Raw genomic sequence first — 19,824 nt, 5'->3', positions numbered from 1 at the left:
AAGTAATATAATTTGATAATATACAGTGGTATGACCACCACGTGAGGAGAGATGATCGAATGTCTTTAAGAGATGACGCACTGCACATGCACAAGATCAACCAGGGAAAACTCAGCTTAACTTCGAAAGTCGAACTGAAAACGAAAGAAGATTTGAGTCTGGCCTATTCACCCGGGGTGGCTGAGCCATGCAAGGAGATATATGAAGACCCGAGGACTTTGTTCGATTATACGATCAAGGGGAACACCGTCGGGGTGGTGACGGACGGTTCTGCGGTACTCGGCCTCGGCAACATCGGCGCAGAGGCGAGCCTTCCGGTGATGGAAGGCAAAAGCGTGCTGCTCAAGTCATTTGCAGGTGTCGATTCTTTTCCGATCGCTTTGAAGACGAATGATGTCGATGAAATCGTCAATACGGTGAAACTCATGACCCCGGTCTTCGGCGGTATCAACCTCGAAGACATCTCCGCCCCGCGCTGTTTTGAAATCGAAGAGCGCCTGAAAAAGGAGACGGACATCCCCGTCTTCCATGATGATCAGCATGGGACGGCGATCGTCACTTTGAGCGGCCTGCTGAATGCAATGAAATTGACGGACCGTTCATTCAAGGACATTAAAGTGGTCCTGAATGGTGCAGGTGCCGCGGGTGTGGCCATCGTCAAACTTCTCCACAGCTTCGGCGTCAAGGATATGATCATGTGCGATTCGAAAGGCGCGATCTACGAAGGGCGCCCGAACGGGATGAACCCCATCAAGGAAGAAATCAGCCGGTACACGAACATGGACAATCTTGAAGGCCGGCTTGAAGAAGTGATTGCAGGTGCGGATGTATTCATCGGTGTCTCTGTGGCCGATGCATTGTCGGAGGAAATGGTGAAATCGATGGCGGATGAAGCGATCATCTTCGCCATGGCGAACCCGAACCCTGAAATCATGCCGGATAAGGCATTGGCTGCAGGTGCCGGCGTGATCGGTACGGGGCGCAGTGATTTCCCGAACCAGATCAACAATGTGCTTGCGTTCCCGGGCATCTTCAGGGGGGCGCTCGATGTGCGTGCGACCCATATCAATGAGGAAATGAAAAAGGCGGCGGTGCGTGCAATCGCGGACCTGATTCCGGAAGATGAACTGAGCAGCGAATATGTCATCCCCGATCCGTTCAACCCCCTTGTCGCGCCGTCGGTCGCAAAAGCGGTCGCTGAAGCGGCGATGCATTCGGGAGTGAGCAGGATCAAGGTGGATCCTCAGTACGTTTATGACAGAACGCTCGAATTAACAGAATCGGAGTAAAATATGAGTGAGAAAAAAGGACTTGAAGCTGTTATAGAGGAAATATATGCAATCATAGACTCTAAAGACATCCAGGTCGGACAAAAGATTCCAAGTGAACGATATTTAAGTGAAAATCTGAATGTCAGCAGGCAGAGTGTCCGCGAAGCATTGAGGGCCCTGGAATTCCTCGGCATCATCTATGTCAGGAGAGGCGAAGGCACCTACCTTGCAGACATCGACAGCCATCAGCTGTTCGAACTGATCGCCAAATATCTGATCCGTACGGATAAGCAGCGGCATGAACTCGGTGAAGTCCAGCACATGATGGAAGAATACGTGGACAGGAAAACTGGCAGTGAAGACACTGTCCTCACATACGACAACAAGATCATGAGAAAGATCTATGTCATCTTAAAAAAATATACAGGACGGTAAGCTGTGTTATAAATGGGGAATTCAAATATGCTAAGGGATTTATTTTTCAAGTTGAATAAAAAAGTGAACGACACTAAAGAGGAACCCGGCGTGTTCCAAAATAATGAATCGATCATCACGAAGTGTCCAAACTGCAAAAAGATACTATATTCAAAAGAGCTGTATAAAAGGCTGAATGTCTGTTCGAACTGTGATCATCACCTGATGATCTCGAGTACGGACAGGATGGAGGCCCTCCTTGATGAAGGTTCGGAAACAAGACTGTTCGAAGGCGTCACTTCGGTGAACCCTCTGGATTTTCCGAACTACGAATCGAAGCTTGAGAGCGACAAGGAAAAAACAGGGCTGAATGAAGCTGTGATTGTGAGTGAAGGCACCCTGGACGGCTCCCCTGTGGTGATCGCCATCATGGATGCGCGGTTCCGCATGGGCAGCATGGGCTCGGCAGTCGGTGAGAAGCTCGCGCGTGCGTTCAATCATGCAACAGAGGAGCGCCTGCCCGTCATCGTCTTCACGGCAAGCGGCGGTGCCAGAATGCAGGAAGGCATCATCTCCCTGATGCAGATGGCGAAAGTGAGCGTTGCAGTGGAGCGGCACAGCAGTGCAGGGCTGCTTTATATCGCCTACATGACCAATCCGACGACCGGCGGTGTGTCGGCGAGCTTTGCTTCGGTCGGTGACATCAACCTAGCCGAAAGCGGCGCCCTAATCGGCTTTGCCGGCCGCAGGGTCATCGAGGAAACAATCAAAGAAAAATTGCCGGATGATTTCCAGACTGCCGAATTTTTACTGAAGCACGGGCAGCTCGACGATGTTGTGGACAGACGCAGCATGCGCGACTATTTAAGTCGGATTTTATCCATGCACAGCGAGGTGGAATAATGGCTTTCGATTTTGAGAAACCACTGGAGGAACTTCAGGACAAGATCAAGGAACTGGAGAAGTATGCGGCGAAGAATAAGCTGGACCTCTCCAAGGAGATCAGTTTCCTTGAGGACAAGGTGGAAGAGAAGAAAAAAGAGATTTATGAGAATTTGACGCCGTGGCAGAGGGTTGAGATCGCAAGGTATGTCCACAGACCGACGACCCTCGAGTATATCGAGACACTGTTCGATGACTTCATCGAGTTTTACGGCGATCGGGTATACAGCGACGATGCAGCAATCGTCGGCGGGATTGCAATGTATAAAGGCACTCCCGTCACGGTCATCGGCCATCAGAGGGGCCGGGATACGAAAGGGAACATCAGGCGCAATTTCGGCATGGCCCATCCCGACGGCTACAGGAAGGCACTCAGGCTGATGAAGCAGGCGGACAAGTTCAACCGGCCGGTCATATGCTTCATCGACACGAAAGGTGCATACCCGGGGAAAGCCGCGGAAGAACGCGGGCAGAGCGAGTCCATTGCGCGCAACCTGGTCGAAATGGCAGGCCTTAAAGTGCCTGTGATCAGCATCGTGATCGGTGAGGGCGGCTCGGGCGGCGCACTCGCGCTCGGCGTCTGCAACCGTCTTCTGATGCTTGAAAACGCGACTTACTCGGTCATTTCACCGGAAGGTGCCGCGAGCATACTTTTCAAGGACGCCTCCCTGAAAGAGATCGCAGCGGAATCCTTGAAGATCACTGCGGACGACCTGAAGGCGCTCGGCATCGCCGATGCGGTCATCAAGGAGCCGGACGGCGGCGCGCATAACGATAAGGAATATGTATTCAGGAGCCTTGATGAAACATTGGCCGATTATCTTGAGGAACTCAGGAAATTGCCGGGTGATGCCCTGGTCGAGGACAGGTTCCAAAAGTACATGGCAATCGGTGAATATGAGGAACAGACTTAAGCAGCCCACAGGGCTGCTTTTTTTGTGCGCCAAGTTTTGTAATGATAAATAATGGCTAGAATAAAGGGTATGTGATATTTTTAAAGTAAGTACCAGATGGGGGACTAATTATGAAGAAACTTGCAGTTTTGACAAGCGGCGGGGATTCGCCCGGCATGAACGCGGCGATCCGTGCGGTTGTAAGAAAAAGCATTTTTGAAGGCTATGAAGTTTATGGTGTCTACCAGGGTTTTCAGGGTCTGATCACGGATAATATAGAGAAGCTTGAACTCGGGGATGTCGGCGACATCATCCAAAGGGGAGGGACGAAGCTTTTCTCTGCGAGATGTCCGGAGTTCATCGATGCGGGCGTCAGGAAGAAAGGGGTCGAAAACCTGAAGAAACATGGGATCGACGCCCTTGTCGTCATCGGCGGCGACGGCAGCTACAGAGGGGCCGAGAGGCTGAACGGTGAAGGCATCCGGACAATCGGCGTCCCGGGGACGATAGATAATGATATCAACGGCACGGATTTCACGATCGGCTTCGATACGGCATTGAATACGATCGTGGATGCGGTGGACAGGATACGGGACACCGCGACCAGTCATGAGCGCACGTTCATCATCGAGGTGATGGGCCGGGATGCCGGGGATCTTGCCCTCTGGGCGGGTGTAGCAGGCGGTGCCGAGACGATCCTCATCCCTGAAGATGCATCCGACATCAAGGCGGTGGCGGAACGTATCGAGGCCGGGATGAACCGGGGCAAGAAACACTCGATCATCATCGTTGCGGAAGGCGTGATGTCTGCACAGGATTGCGGCAAAGAACTCAGGAAGTACATCAATGTCGATACGAGGGAGAGTGTGCTCGGCCATATGCAGCGCGGGGGCAAGCCGACCGGCAACGACCGGGTGCTCGCATCCAGGCTCGGTGCATTCGCGGTGGATCTTTTGAAGGATGGTGTTTCCGGCTGCGCGGTGGGCATAGAGAACAACAGGCTGATCGAGACGAAATTTGATAAGATATTTGAAGAGGAACATCAGATCGACAGGGCGTTATACAAGTTATCACAAGAGTTATCAATTTAGGAGGATCATTCAATGAGGAACACTAAGATTGTCTGTACCATCGGACCAGCTTCAGAATCACCGGAAATGCTCGAGAAATTGATGAATGAGGGGATGAATGTCGCCAGGCTGAACTTTTCACACGGCGACCACGAGGAACATGCAGCACGCATCAAAAACATCCGTGAAGTCGCAGAAAAACTGGATAAGACGATCGGCATACTGCTGGATACGAAAGGGCCGGAAATGAGGACTCATTCGATGGAAAATGGTGCGATCGAGCTGAAGAGGGGTCAGGACATCATCGTCAGCATGGAGGAAGTCATCGGGACTTCCGAGAAATTCTCGATTTCTTATGCCGGACTGATCGATGATGTCGATTCCGACAGCAGGATCCTGCTGGATGACGGGCTGATCGAACTGAAGATAAAGAACATCGATAAATCATCCAATGAAATACTGTGCGAGGTACTGAACGGCGGTATCCTTAAAAATAAAAAGGGCGTAAACGTCCCCGGCGTATCGGTCAATCTGCCGGGCATCACGGAAAAGGATGAAGGCGACATCATTTTCGGCATCGGACAGGAAGTGGATTTCATCGCGGCAAGCTTCATAAGAAGGAACAAAGATGTGCTTGAAATACGCGAGCTCCTTGAAAAGCATGATGCGACACATATCAACATCATTCCTAAAATTGAAAACCAGGAGGGGATCGATAACATCGATTCCATCCTTGAAATATCGGATGGCCTGATGGTGGCGCGCGGAGATCTTGGTGTGGAAATCCCGCCGGAGACAGTGCCGATGGTCCAGAAAGACCTGATCAAAAAATGCAACATCATCGGCAAGCCGGTCATCACCGCCACACAGATGCTCGATTCAATGCAGGTGAATCCGCGCTGCACCCGTGCCGAGGCCAGTGATGTGGCGAACGCAATCTACGACGGCACGGATGCCGTGATGCTGAGCGGTGAGACGGCGGCGGGCGACTACCCTGTGGAAGCGGTGCGGACGATGGCCTCAATCGCGGTTTCGGCCGAAGAGGCACAGGATTATAAAAAGCTGCTGTCGGAGCGGACGAAAGTGCAGCAGACGAACCTTGTCACGGCGATCGGCGTTTCCGTCGCCCATACGGCACTGAATCTGAACTCCAAGGCGATCGTCGCTGCGACGGAATCCGGCCATACGGCACGGATGATTTCCAAATACCGCCCGCACGCAGATATCATCGCCGTCACCCCTTACGGATATGTCGCAAGGCAGCTTGAGCTCGTCTGGGGTGTCCATCCGATTGTGGAGGATGCGACGAAGGATACGGATACACTGCTCAACACCTCTGTTGCCGTCACCCTTGAAAAAGGCTATGCGAACAATGGGGACCTTCTGATCATCACCGCCGGTGTACCGACCGGGCATGCAGGGACGACCAATCTGATGAAGCTGCATGTCGTGGGCGATGTGATACTGAAGGCACAGGGTATCGGCAGAAGGAGTGCCGTGGGGGAAGTCGTCACGGCGCGTGATCTTGAGGAACTGAAAACAAAAGAGCTGAAGGATAAAATCGTCGTGCTCCAGTCTGTGGAGCCGGAGATGACGACGCTCCTCGAAGAAGCGGCAGGTCTTGTCACGGTGGAGGGCGGACTGACTTCACACGGGGCGATCATCGGGCTGAACCTCAGCCTTCCGACGATTGTCGGTGCTGCGAAAGCATTCGATGTCCTGGAGGATGGCAAGCTGGTGACGATAGATGCAGAACAGCATTCCATCTACAGCGGACATGCGAACGTGCTTTAAGATGTTAAGATGCACCCGCCGGCTTCATTCAAGCCGGCGGGCATTTTTTTGATGAAGTTATTGTTTCCCTCTTAAAATTACACTGGTATAATGATTCTGAGGTGTTCATATGAAGATGCGTTTTTTATTGATGATCATATTTGCTTTTTTACTGATACTATCGGCCTGCAACGGGGATGAAGAGGCGCCTGCGGATTCCGGTGAAGAGACGGATGAGGCGGACGGTACAGACGGTACAGCCGAAGAAACATCCGATGAATCTGAAGAAAGCCCCGATGCCGATGAAGAACCTGCAATTTCAGCAGATGAATTGATCGATTCCGCCCAGGAGGAATGGGGGGAGACTGACAGCTATGAACTTAACCAGGTTTATATGATTGAAGGTGATGAAATGTCCGAATCCATCCGGACGATCACGACCCACAGTGATCAGAATGAACTGAAGGTGGAGATCAACCGTGATGATGCGACGGTGACCCATTACATCGTGGATGACAGCTACCATATATACAGCGGGCATGAAATGGAACAGCAGCCAGAAGCGCCCGATATAGGGGGCACCACGTACGGCGACCTGATCAGCCAGCTGGATCCTTACCGTTCCGGTGAAGCGGCGGGTACGGATGAAGGCTACACACTGACCGTGCAGATTGAAGACATGGAGGATGCTGAAAATCTTCTGACCGATGAGATGAGCGGACTGTTGCAGGCGGCTGAGGACATCTCCGGTGAGATCAATCTGACTTTCGACGAAGAATACCGCTACACTGGCGGCGAAATGACGGCCGTGCTGGTGAGCGGGGGCGAAGAGATCGACTTGTCTTCAAGCATGACGATTGAAGATGTCAATAATATACCTGTCATAGAAAAGCCGAACGGCATGTAAAAGACCAATCATTCAATGATTGGTCTTTTATAATGAAAACTTATCATTTATCATAAGATAATTAAACGTTTCTTATCATACAGCTTTGTAATGCATAAAGAATGCATAAAAGCTTTGACCGCAACGTTTGGAAGCGTTTTTGTAAATGCTTTCACAAGGTTGTACCTTATAATCATTCATTCACAATACTTTATAATTTGATATAATGAATGAAACTATGAATATTAGTAATAGTAATTTAGAGGAGGATTTAAAATGCCTGAAAACAAAGGTTTAGAAGGGGTAGTTGTTGCTGATTCCAAGATCAGTTCCATCATCGGGTCACAATTGACGTACGGTGGATATGAAATTGACGATCTTGCTGAAAATGCACTGTTTGAAGAGGTGGTTTATCTGCTGTGGAATGATAAGCTGCCGAATCAGCAGGAATTGAATTCATTCACTGATGAATTGTTCAATTTGATGACTTTGGATGACAACATCCATAAGCATTTTGAATTATACCCGGTTGATAAAGTACATCCCATGTCAGCCTTAAGGACTGGAGTGTCACTTTCGGCACACTTTGATGAAAATGCCGAGGACAGCTCGATGGAGGCATCAAAGAACAAAGCGGTCCGCATCCTGGCGCAGATGCCTGCACTGGTTGCTGCATTTGCACGCATCAGGGACGGCAAGGAAGCCATCAAGCCTAAAAAGGACCTGAGCTATGCTGCGAACTTCCTTTACATGCTGAACGGCGAGGCGCCGACGGATGTCGAGGAAGAGGCGATGAATAAAGTGCTCGTGCTGCAGGCGGATCATGAATTGAACGCTTCCACCTTCACTGCACGCGTCTGCGTGGGGACGGAATCGGATGTGTACTCCGGTGTGACTGCTGCGATCGGCGCACTCAAGGGGCCGCTGCACGGCGGTGCGAACGAACAAGTCATGGAGATGCTGAAAGAGATCGGTTCCATCGAAAATGTAGAAAGTTACTTACAGAAAAAGTTTGATAACAAGGAAAAAATCATGGGAATCGGCCACAGAGTGTATAAAGACGGGGATCCAAGGGCGAAATATCTGAAAGAGATGTCGAAGAAACTCACAGACGAAAGTGGCTACAGTGAGCTGTTCGATATCTCCACCAAAATCGCAGATATCGTCAAAGAGGAAAAAGGCCTGCTGCCGAACGTGGACTTCTACAGTGCGACGGTCTATCATTCACTGGGCATTGAATCCGACCTTTTCACACCAATATTCGCAATGAGCCGTGCTTCAGGTTGGACGGCCCACATACTGGAACAGTATGCCGACAACAGGCTGATCAGACCGAGGGCTGAATATGTCGGTGCAACAGACAGAAAATACGAACCGATTGAAAATAGATAACATCAAAAACTTACAATATAATCTGGAGGAATAAATAATGGCTGGCGAAAAAATCGCAACAAACAATGGAAACTTGACTGTACCAAACAACCCGATCATCCCTTTCATCGAAGGTGACGGCACGGGGCCGGATATATGGAATGCAGCACAGAAGGTACTCGACGGTGCTGTTGAAAAAGCATATAACGGCGAAAAGAAAATCGAATGGAAAGAAGTGCTTGCAGGTCAGAAGGCATATGACAAAACAGGCGAGTGGCTGCCGCAGGATACACTGGATGCGATCAATGAATACCTCATCGCGATCAAAGGACCTCTGACGACACCGATCGGCGGCGGCATACGTTCATTGAACGTTGCGCTGCGCCAGAAGCTGGACCTGTTCACATGCCTGCGCCCGGTGAGATACTTCGACGGCGTACCTTCACCGGTGAAGCGTCCGGAAGAGACGGACATGGTGATCTTCAGGGAAAACACTGAAGACATCTATGCGGGCATCGAGTTCCAGGAAGGTACGGACGAAGTCAAGAAGGTCATCGATTTCATCCAGAACGAAATGGGTTCTGAGAACATCCGCTTCCCTGAAACTTCAGGCATCGGCATCAAGCCTGTTTCAAAAGAAGGCACCGAGCGCCTGGTGCGTGCTGCAATCAACTATGCGATCGACAACAATCGTCCGTCTGTGACGCTCGTCCACAAAGGCAACATCATGAAATTCACAGAAGGCGCGTTCAAGGCATGGGGTTACGACCTTGCCGAAAGGGAATTCGGCGACAAAGTGTTCACATGGAAAGAATACGATGAAATCGTTGAAAAAGACGGCCGTGAAGCAGCTGATAAAGCCCAGGGCGAAGCTGAAGATGCAGGCAAGATCATCATCAAGGATTCCATTGCGGACATCTTCTTACAGCAGATTCTGCTGCGTCCGAAAGAGTTCGGTGTCGTAGCGACGATGAACCTGAACGGCGACTACATCTCCGATGCGCTTGCAGCACAGGTCGGCGGCATCGGCATCGCGCCTGGTGCGAACATCAACTATGAAACAGGACATGCGATCTTCGAGGCGACGCACGGTACGGCGCCGAAATACGCAGGACAGGATAAAGTGAACCCTTCATCCGTCATCCTTTCAGGAGTATTGATGCTCGAGCACATCGGCTGGACCGAAGCAGCTGAACTGATCACGAAATCCATGGAGAAAACAATCGCTTCCAAAGTCGTCACTTACGACTTTGCCCGCCTGATGGACGGTGCAGAGGAAGTCAAGTGTTCTGAATTCGGTGAAGAACTCGTTAAAAATATGGGATAATCCAAATATCATATGAAGGCACGGCTCAAATTGAGCCGTGCCTTTTATTCGTTTACCGGAGATAATCGTGAAAATTATTTGAAAACAGTGCCGCAAACATATATACTTTAACGCGTTGTCTTTTTATTAAGACCACTTTTATATTTTGGGAGGATAGGAAAGAATGGAAAATGGTAAAAGAAAAAATGGTTTCTTCCAAAAATTTCTCGACTTTGTAGAGTGGCTGGGCAATAAACTGCCGCATCCCGTTACATTGTTTGCGATACTGGCAGGCCTCACACTGATCGGCTCCTGGATTTTCTCGGCACTCGAAGTGTCGGTGGAGCATCCGGGTGAGGAAGGTACAGTTGCAGTCACGAACCTGCTGAGTGCGGAAGGGATCAACTACATATTCCTCAACATGACTGATAATTTCATCAACTTCGCACCGCTCGGCGTCGTCCTTGTGACCATGCTCGGAATCGGTGTGGCGGAACACTCGGGCCTCATCAGTGCAGCACTCCGCGGATTCGTTTTATCCATACCGAAAAGCCTGATCACAGGCGGTCTCGTCTTTGCAGGCATCATGTCTTCACTTGCATCCGATGCCGGTTATGTCGTGCTGCCGCCGCTGGGTGCGGTCATTTACCTTGCGCTCGGCAGGCATCCGCTTGCAGGGCTTGCCGCAGCATTCGCCGGTGTATCAGCAGGGTTCTCTGCGAACCTGTTCCTGAGCGGGACCGATGCGATGCTCGCAGAACTCAGCACCGCAGCAGCCGCAACGATCGATCCTGCATATGCCGAAACGATGAACGTCGCGATGAACTGGTACTTCATCGCAGTGAGTGTCTTTGTACTGACGCTCGTCGGCTGGTTCGTCTCGGATAAGATCGTCGAACCGCGCCTCGGGAAATTCACCCTCGGCGCAGGCGTCGATACGGACGAAGAGGAAGAGGACTATATGGCGCCGCTTACGAAGCTTGAAAAAAGAGGACTGCTGCTGGCGTTCATCTCGGTCATCATCGGGCTGATACTTGCAGCTTCACTCGTCGCCTTCCCGGCTTCACCGATGCGCGGGGACGAAGGTTCATACCTCGACACGATCATCCAGTCGCCGTTCATGAATGCACTTGTGCCGATCATAGCGATCCTTTTCTTCATACCGGGACTCGTCTACGGCATCGTGACACGCTCCATCAAAAACGATAAAGATGTCGCAAACCAGATGACGAAGACGATGGCAGGCATGGGCATGTTCATAGTGCTCGCTTTCACAGCCGGCCAGTTCGTCGCCTATTTCAACGAATCCAACCTCGGTCTGGTCATCGGCGTCTACGGTGCGGATCTGCTTGAGAACATGAATCTGACGGGCATCCCGCTGATTGTCGGGTTCGTCCTGGTCACGGCGTTCATCAACCTGTTCGTCGGAAGTGCCAGCGCCAAATGGGCCATGATGGCGCCGATATTCATCCCGATCATGATGCAGCTCGGTTATTCACCGGAACTGACGACGATGGCATACCGTGTCGCGGACTCATCGACGAACATCATCACGCCGCTCATGACATACTTTGCGATCATCATTGCATTTGCGCAGAAATATGACAGGAACATCGGCATCGGTACATTGATTTCGGTCATGCTGCCGTATTCAATCTTCTTCCTGGTCGTATGGAGCCTGATGCTGATCGTCTGGATGCTCACAGGCCTGCCGCTCGGTCCGAATGCACCGATTCATTATCCGGGTTAGATGGTTTTTCAAAGACACAGTGTGAACTGTGTCTTTTTTCTTTTCATTATCAATTTAAGACATGTATAATTCAGTTGAGGATAATACATTCTGAGGAGACTATTTCATGAAAAAATTAATTTTGATTGATGGCAACAGTGTGGCCTTCAGGGCCTTTTACGGACTGCCTTTATTATCCAACCAGAGCGGTCTGCATACGAATGCGGTCTTCGGTTATGCAAGGCTCCTGGAGCGGATCATAAAAGAGGAGGAACCGACTCATTTCCTCGTCGCTTTTGATGCAGGGAAGTCCACTTTCAGGCACAAGGAATACAAGGACTATAAAGGCGGCCGGCAGTCGACGCCGCCGGAACTCGGGGAACAGTTCGCCCCGATCAGACGGCTGATCGACGCCTACGGCATCAAACGTTTCGAACTGGATGAATACGAAGCGGATGATATCATCGGGACGCTCTCCAGGATGGCCGACGATGAGAAGATGAAGACGATCATCATCACGGGGGATAAAGACCTGACCCAGCTTGCAAGCGACCATACCGCCATATACTTCACCAAAAAAGGCATCAGCGACATCGAGGAATACACCCCTGAACATATACGGGAAGTCTATGACCTAAAGCCTGAGCAGATCATCGACCTGAAAGGCCTGATGGGGGACAAGTCCGACAATATACCGGGCATCCCGGGCGTCGGCGAGAAGACGGCACTGAAATTGCTCCATCAGTTCGGCACGGTCGAAAATGTGCTTGAAAATGCCGAGTCAGCAGGCGGCAAAAAACTCCAGGAGAAGCTGAAGGAGTTCAGCGAAGAGGCGCTTATGAGCAAGAGCCTTGCCACGATCCACAGGGAAGTGCCCATGGATTTTGAGATTTCCGATCTTGAATTCAGGAATGACTCCGAAGAACAGAAATACGAACTCTTCAAAGAGTATGAGTTCAATTCCCTGCTGCAGAACATGGATGCACAGGAAACAGAGGATATCAGCGACTTCGATGTCACATTGACGGATGACCTTGATGCACTCGGTGAAAAAGTCTCGATCCACCTGGAAGTCCGTGCGGACAATTATTTATACAACAGGCCTGAATACGCCGCCGCGACGGATGGCGAAAAGGCCTGGATCAAAAAAATCGACGATGTCGATGCCGCCGTCCTGGAGGAGTTCCTGGGCAGGCGCAACGAAGTGAATGCCTATGACATCAAGAGGCAGATCGCGCTGCTGCGCCAGCTCGGCATCGGCTTCACCGGTTTCACGCATGACATCATGATGGCAAGCTTCCTTCTCGACCCATCCAAGAAGATCGTCGATGTGGCCGAAACGGTCAGCCCGTATGGCATCAACATCAACAGCGACGATTTCCATTACGGTAAGGGACGCAATAAAAAAACACCGACCGAAGAAGAAATGACCGAATTTCTCACGGATAAGGTGATGGCGGTCCATAACGCAAAAGATGACATGGTGGCAAAACTTGCCGAGGATGAAATGGCGGACCTGTACCATGACCTTGAAGTGCCGCTTTCCAAAGTGCTCGCAGAGATGGAGCTGAGGGGGATACGCGTCCTGCCTGAGCGCCTTGTTGAAATGGAAGAGGAGATCGAAGGGCGGCTCGAGGAAATGAAGTCGCGGATCTATGAACTGGCCGGGGAGGAGTTCAACATCAACTCGCCGAAACAGCTCGGCGTGGTGCTGTTTGAAAGGCTCGGCCTGCCTGTGATCAAAAAGACGAAGACCGGTTACTCGACGGCCGTTGATGTGCTCGAGGCCCTGCAGGATAAACATGAAATCATCCAGCATCTGCTCGATTACCGCACAATATCGAAGCTCCAGTCGACTTATGTCATCGGCCTGCAGAAGGAAGTGCGGGAGGATTCGAGGATCCATACGCGCTTCAACCAGACGCTTGCGCAGACCGGACGGCTCTCATCAGTTGAGCCGAACCTGCAGAACATACCAATCCGCCTGGACGAGGGACGGCTGATCAGACGGGCATTCGTACCCAAAGATGAAAACCATGTACTGCTCGCCCTGGACTATTCACAGATTGAACTGCGTGTCCTTGCTGCAATCACAGGTGATGAGACGATGCAGGAGGCATTTTCGGGCGGCCTCGACATCCATACAAAGACGGCGATGGAAGTGTTCAACGTGGCACGTGAAGATGTCACGCCGACGATGAGGCGGAATGCCAAAGCGGTGAACTTCGGCATCGTCTACGGTATCAGCGATTACGGGCTCAGCCAGAACCTCGGCATCACACGTAAGGAGGCGAAGACGTACATCGACAATTACCTTGCCTCCTTCCCTGATGTGAAGGCATTCATGAGCTCGATCATCCAGGATGCAAAGCGGGACGGCTATGTGAAGACGCTGTTGAACAGGCGCCGTTACATCCCGGACGTCCACAATAAAAACTTCAATGCACGGAGTGTGGCCGAGCGGACGGCGATGAACTCGCCGATACAGGGCAGTGCTGCAGACATCATCAAGCTCGCGATGGTGAATTATGCCAAAGATGAAAAAGCACAGAGCTTCAATGCAGAGCTTCTGCTGCAGATCCACGATGAGCTGATCTTTGATGTACCGAAAGATGAAGTGGAAGATTTCATCCCGGTGATCAGGGATATTATGGAAAATGCGCTTGATATCGGTGTGCCGCTGAAAGTCGATTACGGCTACGGCAGCGACTGGTATCAGGTGAAGTAGGTGAGGATGTGCCGGAATTACCGGAAGTTGAATTAGTCAAAAGAGAACTGTCGACGGTGCAGGGTCTGACGATAGAGAGCGTCGAAGTATCGGAGAAGGTCACCCTGGGCCATAACTCCGGGAAGCTGACGGTCATCAAGGAACCGGTCGATATATTCATGAACAATACGGAAAATATGAAAATCGTTTCTCTCGGACGCCGCGGGAAGTATTTATACTTCATCCTTCAAAACGGCGCCCGGGTGAAATATCTGATCGGGCACCTTGGGATGAGCGGGGCGTTCTTCCATCTCGACAGCCTGGATGATATCGTCGAATATAATTTCAGGAAACACTGGCAGGTCATATTCCGCTTGTCTGACGACTCGATGCTCGTCTATGCGGATATCCGCCGGTTCGGCGAGCTCCGGACGATCGACAGGCTGTCCGATTTCCTGCCGGTCGTCCGGATGGCGCCGGAGTATGACGATGAAACAGCACCGGATCATTTCATCAGTGCGGTGAGGCATCCGGCGAATGCCGGGAAGGCGATCAAAGCCGTCATCATGGACAGCACCGTCGTGACCGGCGCCGGCAACATATACGCCTGTGAAAGTCTGTATGATGCCGGGGTACTGCCGACGAGGAAGGCCGGGAACGTGTCGGTCAAAAGGCTTCGTGACCTGTTCCGGGCAATCGTGGATGTTTTCGAGCTGTCGTTATCCCAGGGCGGCTCGACTATATCTGATTACCGGAGCTCCACCGGCGGAAGCGGGGAGATGCAGAACCGTTTCAAAGTTTATCAGAGGAAGATATGCCCAAATGGGCACGACATAACAACCAAAGTCATTGCCGGGCGCAATACGTTCTATTGTACGAAGTGCCAGCGGTAGGCTTTCAGGAGAGGATTGCAAATGTATAAAGTGATCGGTTTGACAGGCGGCATTGCGAGTGGCAAGTCCACAGCATCCGCTTACATAGAAGAACAGGGTTTCAAAGTGCTGGATGCGGATGTATATGCACGTAAGGTGACCGAAAAGGGGAGCCCCGGTTACCACAAGATCATCGAAGCGTTCGGCAACGGCATACTCGATGACGACGGGAACATCGACCGGCCCGCACTCGGACGGATCATCTTCAACGATCCGGACGAACGGCAGAAACTCAATGATATATCCCATCCTGAAATCAGGCGGATGATGAATGCGGACCGGGATGAATACGTGAAAGAAAACCATGTATTCCTGGATATACCGCTGCTGTTTGAAAACGGCCTGGATAAACAATGTGATGCGACCGTCACCGTCTATGTGACGGAGGAAAATCAAATGGAAAGGCTGATCGAAAGGAACGGACTCACAAAAGAGGATGCTGCAGCGAGGATCGGCAGCCAGATGCCCCTTTCGGAGAAGAAAAGCCGGAGCGACCGGGTATTCGACAACAACGGCGATAAAGCGGATCTGTTCAGGCAGATTGATGAATTCCTGAAAGAATTGCAAAATGATGAAATGTAATAAATAACACTTTTTTAAGAATTTAAATGTGTTATACTATTTATGAAAAAGTATAACTTGAAGGAGATTTATCATGAAAAAAGTTGCGATTAACGGGTTGGGCAGGATCGGCAGAATGGTTTTCAGGATTGCATCGGAATCTGATCACCTGGAGGTAGTTGCGGTGAATGCAAGCTATCCGGCTGAAACGCTTGCCCATTTGATTAATTACGATTCAACCCACGGGAAGTGGCAGAAACAAGTGGAACCCAAAGAGGGTGCACTGCTCGTTGACGGTCATGAAGTGAAGATCACAAGTGACCGCAATCCTGAGAATTTACCATGGGCCGACCTCGGCGTGGATATCGTCTTCGAGGCGACCGGTAAATTCAATGATGAAGAAAAAGCCTCCGGCCATATCAAAGCAGGAGCCAAAAAAGTGGTCCTCACCGGTCCGACGAAGGGCGGCAACGTCCAGACGGTCGTCGTCGGAGTGAACGATGAGAATTTAAGTGTGGACGACTATACAGTATTTTCAAATGCTTCATGTACAACAAACTGTCTTGCGCCCGTCGCAAAAATACTTGATGACGAATTCGGCATCGTCAGCGGCCTTATGACTACGGTCCATGCCTACACCAATGACCAGAAGAGCATCGACAACCCGCACAAGGACCTGCGCCGTGCACGCTCTGCTGCAGAGAACATCATACCAACTTCCACGGGTGCCGCAAAAGCGCTCGGCGAAGTGCTGCCCCAGCTGAAAGGCAAACTTGACGGCATGGCCCTGCGTGTGCCGACACCGAACGTCTCCCTCGTCGACCTCGTGGTGGACCTCGAGAAGGATGTAACGGTGGAAGAAGTGAACGAAACTTTTAAAAAGTATGCTGAAGGTGATATGAAAGGCGTTCTCGGCGTGACACACGAGCCGCTTGTTTCAAGGGACTTCAATACGGACCCGAGAAGCTCGATCGTCGACGCAAGCCTCACCATGGTCATGGATGACAATAAAGTCAAAGTGCTCGCATGGTACGACAACGAATGGGCGTACTCGAAGCGCACCGTTGAACTTGCTGAAAAAATCGCTGAAAAACTATAGATTGTACACAGCCCGGATATATTCCGGGCTTTTTTATTTCAATCGCTATAGAGAATATATAAAATTTGATATAATATAAAGGAATAAAAACCGATAGAAGGGGTGATCATTTATGAAATGTCCACAATGCCGGCACAGCAGCTCAAAAGTGGTCGATTCACGCCATACCGATGAAATGGCTGCCATACGGCGCCGGCGTGAATGTGAAAGTTGTGGATTCCGCTTCACCACATTCGAACGGATAGAAGTCACGCCTCTGGTCGTCGTGAAAAAAGACGGTACAAGGGAAGTTTTCAACAGGGATAAAGTGCTCGCAGGGCTGCTCCGTGCGTGTGAAAAGCGGCCGATACCGTACAAGGAGCTTGAAAAGCGCACGGATCAGGTCGAGGCAAGCCTCCGGAACCTGAACAAAGCGGAGATTTCATCAAATGATATCGGGGAGTTCGTCATGCAGGAGCTCATGACGCTCGACCAGGTGGCTTATGTGCGTTTCGCCTCCGTCTACAAGGAGTTCAAGGATATAGATCAGCTGATGGAAGCTTTGAACCAGCTGACAAAAGGCAGTAATAACGATGAACATCAATGACCGGCTGAAACCGAACACCGAGTTCATCATCTACCGCCCGATGCGCCTCGGTGCCGATCACATGGCCAGCCTCAATGAGCTCTATATGCCTCTGATCGGACCGGATGCTGCGATGGTCTATATCTATATGTTCGAATCGACGGAACATCACTCACCGCTCGCAATCCGCTTCCATAAGGAATTCATGGACGCGCTGTCTGTGCCGTTATCCGACCTGATGACGGTCATCCGCAGACTCGAAGGCATCGGTCTGCTGAAGAGCTATGTATCGAATAATGCCCATGAGGACCTGTTCGTCTACGAACTGCTGCTCCCGGTGAGCCCTGCTGCATTCTTCAATGATCCGATGCTCAGCATGTACCTTTATGGAAAAGTGGGCAGTGCACAGTATAAGATCAAAAAGGAACGGCTCATCTATCCGAAGCTCCCGGAAAACATCACTGAAGTGACTTCGAAGTTCACCGAAGTGTTCAACCCGAATAATGATCCCGCCTTCACGCTGCCGAAGGAGAACTTCAAAAAAGAGACCGTCTCGGCAGGCATCAATGTAGACCTCGATGATTTTGACTTCGATGTTTTATTCACCCATCTGAAGGGCACCATCATAGACCGCAAATACTTCACGAAAGACATCCGGATGCTGATTGTGAAGCTCAGTGTGCTGTTCGGCCTGAATGCATATGATATGAAGAACATACTGCTCAAATCGACTTCGAACTACCACGGCATCGATGCGGCGAAGCTCAAATATGAAGCGAGGAAGTACTTCCAGATGGAGTCTAAAAAAGTCAGCCCCGTGCTTGAGGCACCGGCAGGCAAAAGCACCGAACCGGAGAAGACCGAGGAGGATGAATACATCCGTATGCTGAACGAGACGAATCCGATCGACCGGCTGCGGGACCTCCGGCAGGGCATGCCGACGGATATCGAGTTGAAGCTCGTCACCGACATCATTGTCAATACGACGCTCAGCCACGGTGTGATCAACATACTTCTCGAATATGTTTATTTGAAACTGGATGGCGAACTGCCGTATAATTACACGATGACGATTGCAAAGGACTGGGTGGAGAAAGGGTACCAGACGCCGGGTGAAGCGATCGCCTCCATCAAGGAACGGAAGGCGCAGCAGGAGAAGCGGAAGCGGCGTTATGTGCCTTCCGAACGCCAGGGTGAAAAGGCCCCGAAATGGATGACGAAGAAGAAAGATGCACCGCTGGAGCAGAAGCAGCCGGAAAAAGAAGTGAAACAGTCCGGCGATGTGAAGAAGACCGCAAAAGACGACCCGGAACTGCAGAAAATGATAGAGGAATTCAGAAAAAACAGGTGATATCATGGAGCCGATCAATCAATTCATTAAAAATAACAGGAAAATAGAAGAGAATAACGAGCGGATTTATCAGGAACTCATCCGCAACCCGAAGATCACGAAGCTGATCGAAGACGCAGAAAATCCGCTGACCGCTTCGATGATCAAAAATGATCTGATCACTTTGAAGCACTATGCGGATCAGCCGGTCGAATGCAGTGAAAACAGTGCGGGCGGATGCGACAACCATCCCGACGGATACATCATCAACATCGATATCCGCAACGGACGGGCGAACATGTACTACACCCCGTGCCCGATCAAAGTGAGAAATGACGAATTCAAGAAGCGTGAAAGCCTGATCCAGTCGTATCACGTACCTGAAGACATCAAAAACGCAACGTTCGATACGATCTACCTTGATGAAAATTCCAACCGGGGTGACGTGCTGAGAAAGGCGATCCAGGTGACGGAAGCGGTCGCTTCCGGCGAAAATTACCGGGGGCTCTACATCCACGGGGAATTCGGCATCGGCAAGTCCTATATACTCGGGTGCATTGCGAATGAGCTGAAGGAGAAGGCCGTCTCATCCCTGATCGTCTATGTGCCTGAAATCATCCGTGATCTGAAATCCGGCTTCCGGGACGGTACGACGGATGAGAAGTACAGGGCCATCAAAAGTGCGCATGTGCTCATACTGGACGACCTCGGGGCGGAAGATGTGACCCCGTGGGCGCGTGACGAAGTGATCACCGGTATACTGCATTCCCGCATGGTGGAAAAACTCCCGACGTTCATAAGCTCCAACTTCTCGATCAATGATCTCGAGTACCGTTATGCACGGACGAAGGAGAACGGCATAGAGGAGACGAAGGCGCGCCGGATGACGGAGCGGATCCGCGCACTGTGCGAAGAGGTCCAGCTGACGGGCGACAATTACAGGACAAGGTGAGTATTGCATTCATCACAGCTTTA

The 19,824-nt window shown here is 50.9% G+C and carries 17 protein-coding genes; all 17 read left to right on the top strand.

Going from position 1 to position 19,824, the window contains the following annotated elements:
* Positions 1-59: 59 nt before the first annotated feature.
* The 17 genes from ystJ (at position 60) to dnaI (ending at position 19,801) form a co-directional block, all read left to right on the top strand.
* A complete protein-coding gene (gene ystJ, locus CRN96_RS03760) occupies positions 60-1,289 on the top strand; it encodes an NADP-dependent malic enzyme (protein WP_097039289.1) in 1,230 nt (409 codons plus the stop codon).
* 3 nt (positions 1,290-1,292) lie between these two features.
* On the top strand, positions 1,293-1,706 hold the full coding sequence (locus CRN96_RS03755; protein ID WP_097039287.1) for a FadR/GntR family transcriptional regulator: 414 nt from the start codon (positions 1,293-1,295) through the stop codon (positions 1,704-1,706).
* 27 nt (positions 1,707-1,733) lie between these two features.
* Entirely contained in the window at positions 1,734-2,588 is an 855-nt protein-coding gene (gene accD, locus CRN96_RS13440; RefSeq protein WP_097039285.1) for an acetyl-CoA carboxylase, carboxyltransferase subunit beta, read from the top strand.
* Positions 2,588-3,541, top strand: a complete 954-nt coding sequence (locus CRN96_RS13435) for an acetyl-CoA carboxylase carboxyltransferase subunit alpha (protein ID WP_097039283.1) — start codon at positions 2,588-2,590, stop codon at positions 3,539-3,541. The genes accD and CRN96_RS13435 overlap by 1 nt, the downstream gene beginning before the upstream one ends.
* A 110-nt stretch (positions 3,542-3,651) precedes the next feature.
* Positions 3,652-4,611 (top strand): 6-phosphofructokinase, encoded by a 960-nt coding sequence (gene pfkA, locus CRN96_RS03740; RefSeq protein ID WP_097039281.1) that lies wholly within the window; start codon positions 3,652-3,654, stop codon positions 4,609-4,611.
* 12 nt (positions 4,612-4,623) lie between these two features.
* Positions 4,624-6,384: a pyruvate kinase gene (gene pyk, locus CRN96_RS03735; RefSeq protein WP_097039279.1), complete on the top strand. Its 1,761-nt coding sequence runs from the start codon at positions 4,624-4,626 to the stop codon at positions 6,382-6,384.
* A gap of 109 nt (positions 6,385-6,493) precedes the next feature.
* On the top strand, positions 6,494-7,270 hold the full coding sequence (locus CRN96_RS03730; protein ID WP_097039277.1) for a hypothetical protein: 777 nt from the start codon (positions 6,494-6,496) through the stop codon (positions 7,268-7,270).
* 255 nt (positions 7,271-7,525) lie between these two features.
* Positions 7,526-8,641, top strand: coding sequence for a citrate synthase (locus CRN96_RS03725; protein WP_097039275.1), 1,116 nt, complete (start codon positions 7,526-7,528; stop codon positions 8,639-8,641).
* Positions 8,642-8,675: 34 nt separating this feature from the next.
* The gene (gene icd / locus CRN96_RS03720) at positions 8,676-9,947 is read left to right on the top strand and encodes an NADP-dependent isocitrate dehydrogenase (RefSeq protein ID WP_179647105.1); all 1,272 of its coding nucleotides are present in this window, start codon (positions 8,676-8,678) and stop codon (positions 9,945-9,947) included.
* A 163-nt stretch (positions 9,948-10,110) separates the two neighbouring features.
* A complete protein-coding gene (locus CRN96_RS03715) occupies positions 10,111-11,676 on the top strand; it encodes an AbgT family transporter (protein ID WP_097039271.1) in 1,566 nt (521 codons plus the stop codon).
* A gap of 106 nt (positions 11,677-11,782) precedes the next feature.
* Positions 11,783-14,383: a DNA polymerase I gene (gene polA / locus CRN96_RS03710; protein ID WP_097039269.1), complete on the top strand. Its 2,601-nt coding sequence runs from the start codon at positions 11,783-11,785 to the stop codon at positions 14,381-14,383.
* Positions 14,384-14,391: 8 nt separating this feature from the next.
* Entirely contained in the window at positions 14,392-15,255 is an 864-nt protein-coding gene (locus CRN96_RS03705) for an Fpg/Nei family DNA glycosylase (RefSeq protein WP_097039267.1), read from the top strand.
* A gap of 21 nt (positions 15,256-15,276) precedes the next feature.
* On the top strand, positions 15,277-15,876 hold the full coding sequence (gene coaE, locus CRN96_RS03700; protein WP_097039265.1) for a dephospho-CoA kinase: 600 nt from the start codon (positions 15,277-15,279) through the stop codon (positions 15,874-15,876).
* A gap of 70 nt (positions 15,877-15,946) precedes the next feature.
* A complete protein-coding gene (locus CRN96_RS03695) occupies positions 15,947-16,954 on the top strand; it encodes a glyceraldehyde-3-phosphate dehydrogenase (protein WP_097039262.1) in 1,008 nt (335 codons plus the stop codon).
* Positions 16,955-17,066: 112 nt separating this feature from the next.
* On the top strand, positions 17,067-17,540 hold the full coding sequence (nrdR, locus tag CRN96_RS03690; protein ID WP_097039260.1) for a transcriptional regulator NrdR: 474 nt from the start codon (positions 17,067-17,069) through the stop codon (positions 17,538-17,540).
* Entirely contained in the window at positions 17,527-18,870 is a 1,344-nt protein-coding gene (locus tag CRN96_RS03685) for a replication initiation and membrane attachment family protein (protein WP_097039258.1), read from the top strand. The genes nrdR and CRN96_RS03685 overlap by 14 nt, the downstream gene beginning before the upstream one ends.
* A gap of 4 nt (positions 18,871-18,874) precedes the next feature.
* The gene (dnaI, locus tag CRN96_RS03680) at positions 18,875-19,801 is read left to right on the top strand and encodes a primosomal protein DnaI (RefSeq protein WP_097039256.1); all 927 of its coding nucleotides are present in this window, start codon (positions 18,875-18,877) and stop codon (positions 19,799-19,801) included.
* Positions 19,802-19,824 lie beyond the last annotated feature (23 nt).

Origin of the sequence: Salinicoccus kekensis (genome assembly GCF_900220995.1) — a bacterium.
GTDB lineage: Bacteria > Bacillota > Bacilli > Staphylococcales > Salinicoccaceae > Lacicoccus > Lacicoccus kekensis.
The sequence above is the reverse complement of the archived record's forward strand: the minus strand, read 5'-3'. Positions and strand labels throughout refer to the sequence as shown.

Bases quoted from the DNA above. Each gene is read 5' to 3' on its own strand.
- CRN96_RS03715 (WP_097039271.1), top strand. From the start codon at position 10,111: ATGGAAAATGGTAAAAGAAAAAATGGTTTCTTCCAAAAATTTCTCGAC.
- dnaI (WP_097039256.1), top strand. From the start codon at position 18,875: ATGGAGCCGATCAATCAATTCATTAAAAATAACAGGAAAATAGAAGAG.
- CRN96_RS03725 (WP_097039275.1), top strand. From the start codon at position 7,526: ATGCCTGAAAACAAAGGTTTAGAAGGGGTAGTTGTTGCTGATTCCAAG.
- nrdR (WP_097039260.1), top strand. From the start codon at position 17,067: ATGAAATGTCCACAATGCCGGCACAGCAGCTCAAAAGTGGTCGATTCA.
- polA (WP_097039269.1), top strand. From the start codon at position 11,783: ATGAAAAAATTAATTTTGATTGATGGCAACAGTGTGGCCTTCAGGGCC.
- coaE (WP_097039265.1), top strand. From the start codon at position 15,277: ATGTATAAAGTGATCGGTTTGACAGGCGGCATTGCGAGTGGCAAGTCC.
- pfkA (WP_097039281.1), top strand. From the start codon at position 3,652: ATGAAGAAACTTGCAGTTTTGACAAGCGGCGGGGATTCGCCCGGCATG.
- CRN96_RS03730 (WP_097039277.1), top strand. From the start codon at position 6,494: ATGAAGATGCGTTTTTTATTGATGATCATATTTGCTTTTTTACTGATA.
- ystJ (WP_097039289.1), top strand. From the start codon at position 60: ATGTCTTTAAGAGATGACGCACTGCACATGCACAAGATCAACCAGGGA.
- accD (WP_097039285.1), top strand. From the start codon at position 1,734: ATGCTAAGGGATTTATTTTTCAAGTTGAATAAAAAAGTGAACGACACT.
- pyk (WP_097039279.1), top strand. From the start codon at position 4,624: ATGAGGAACACTAAGATTGTCTGTACCATCGGACCAGCTTCAGAATCA.
- CRN96_RS03755 (WP_097039287.1), top strand. From the start codon at position 1,293: ATGAGTGAGAAAAAAGGACTTGAAGCTGTTATAGAGGAAATATATGCA.
- CRN96_RS03685 (WP_097039258.1), top strand. From the start codon at position 17,527: ATGAACATCAATGACCGGCTGAAACCGAACACCGAGTTCATCATCTAC.
- CRN96_RS13435 (WP_097039283.1), top strand. From the start codon at position 2,588: ATGGCTTTCGATTTTGAGAAACCACTGGAGGAACTTCAGGACAAGATC.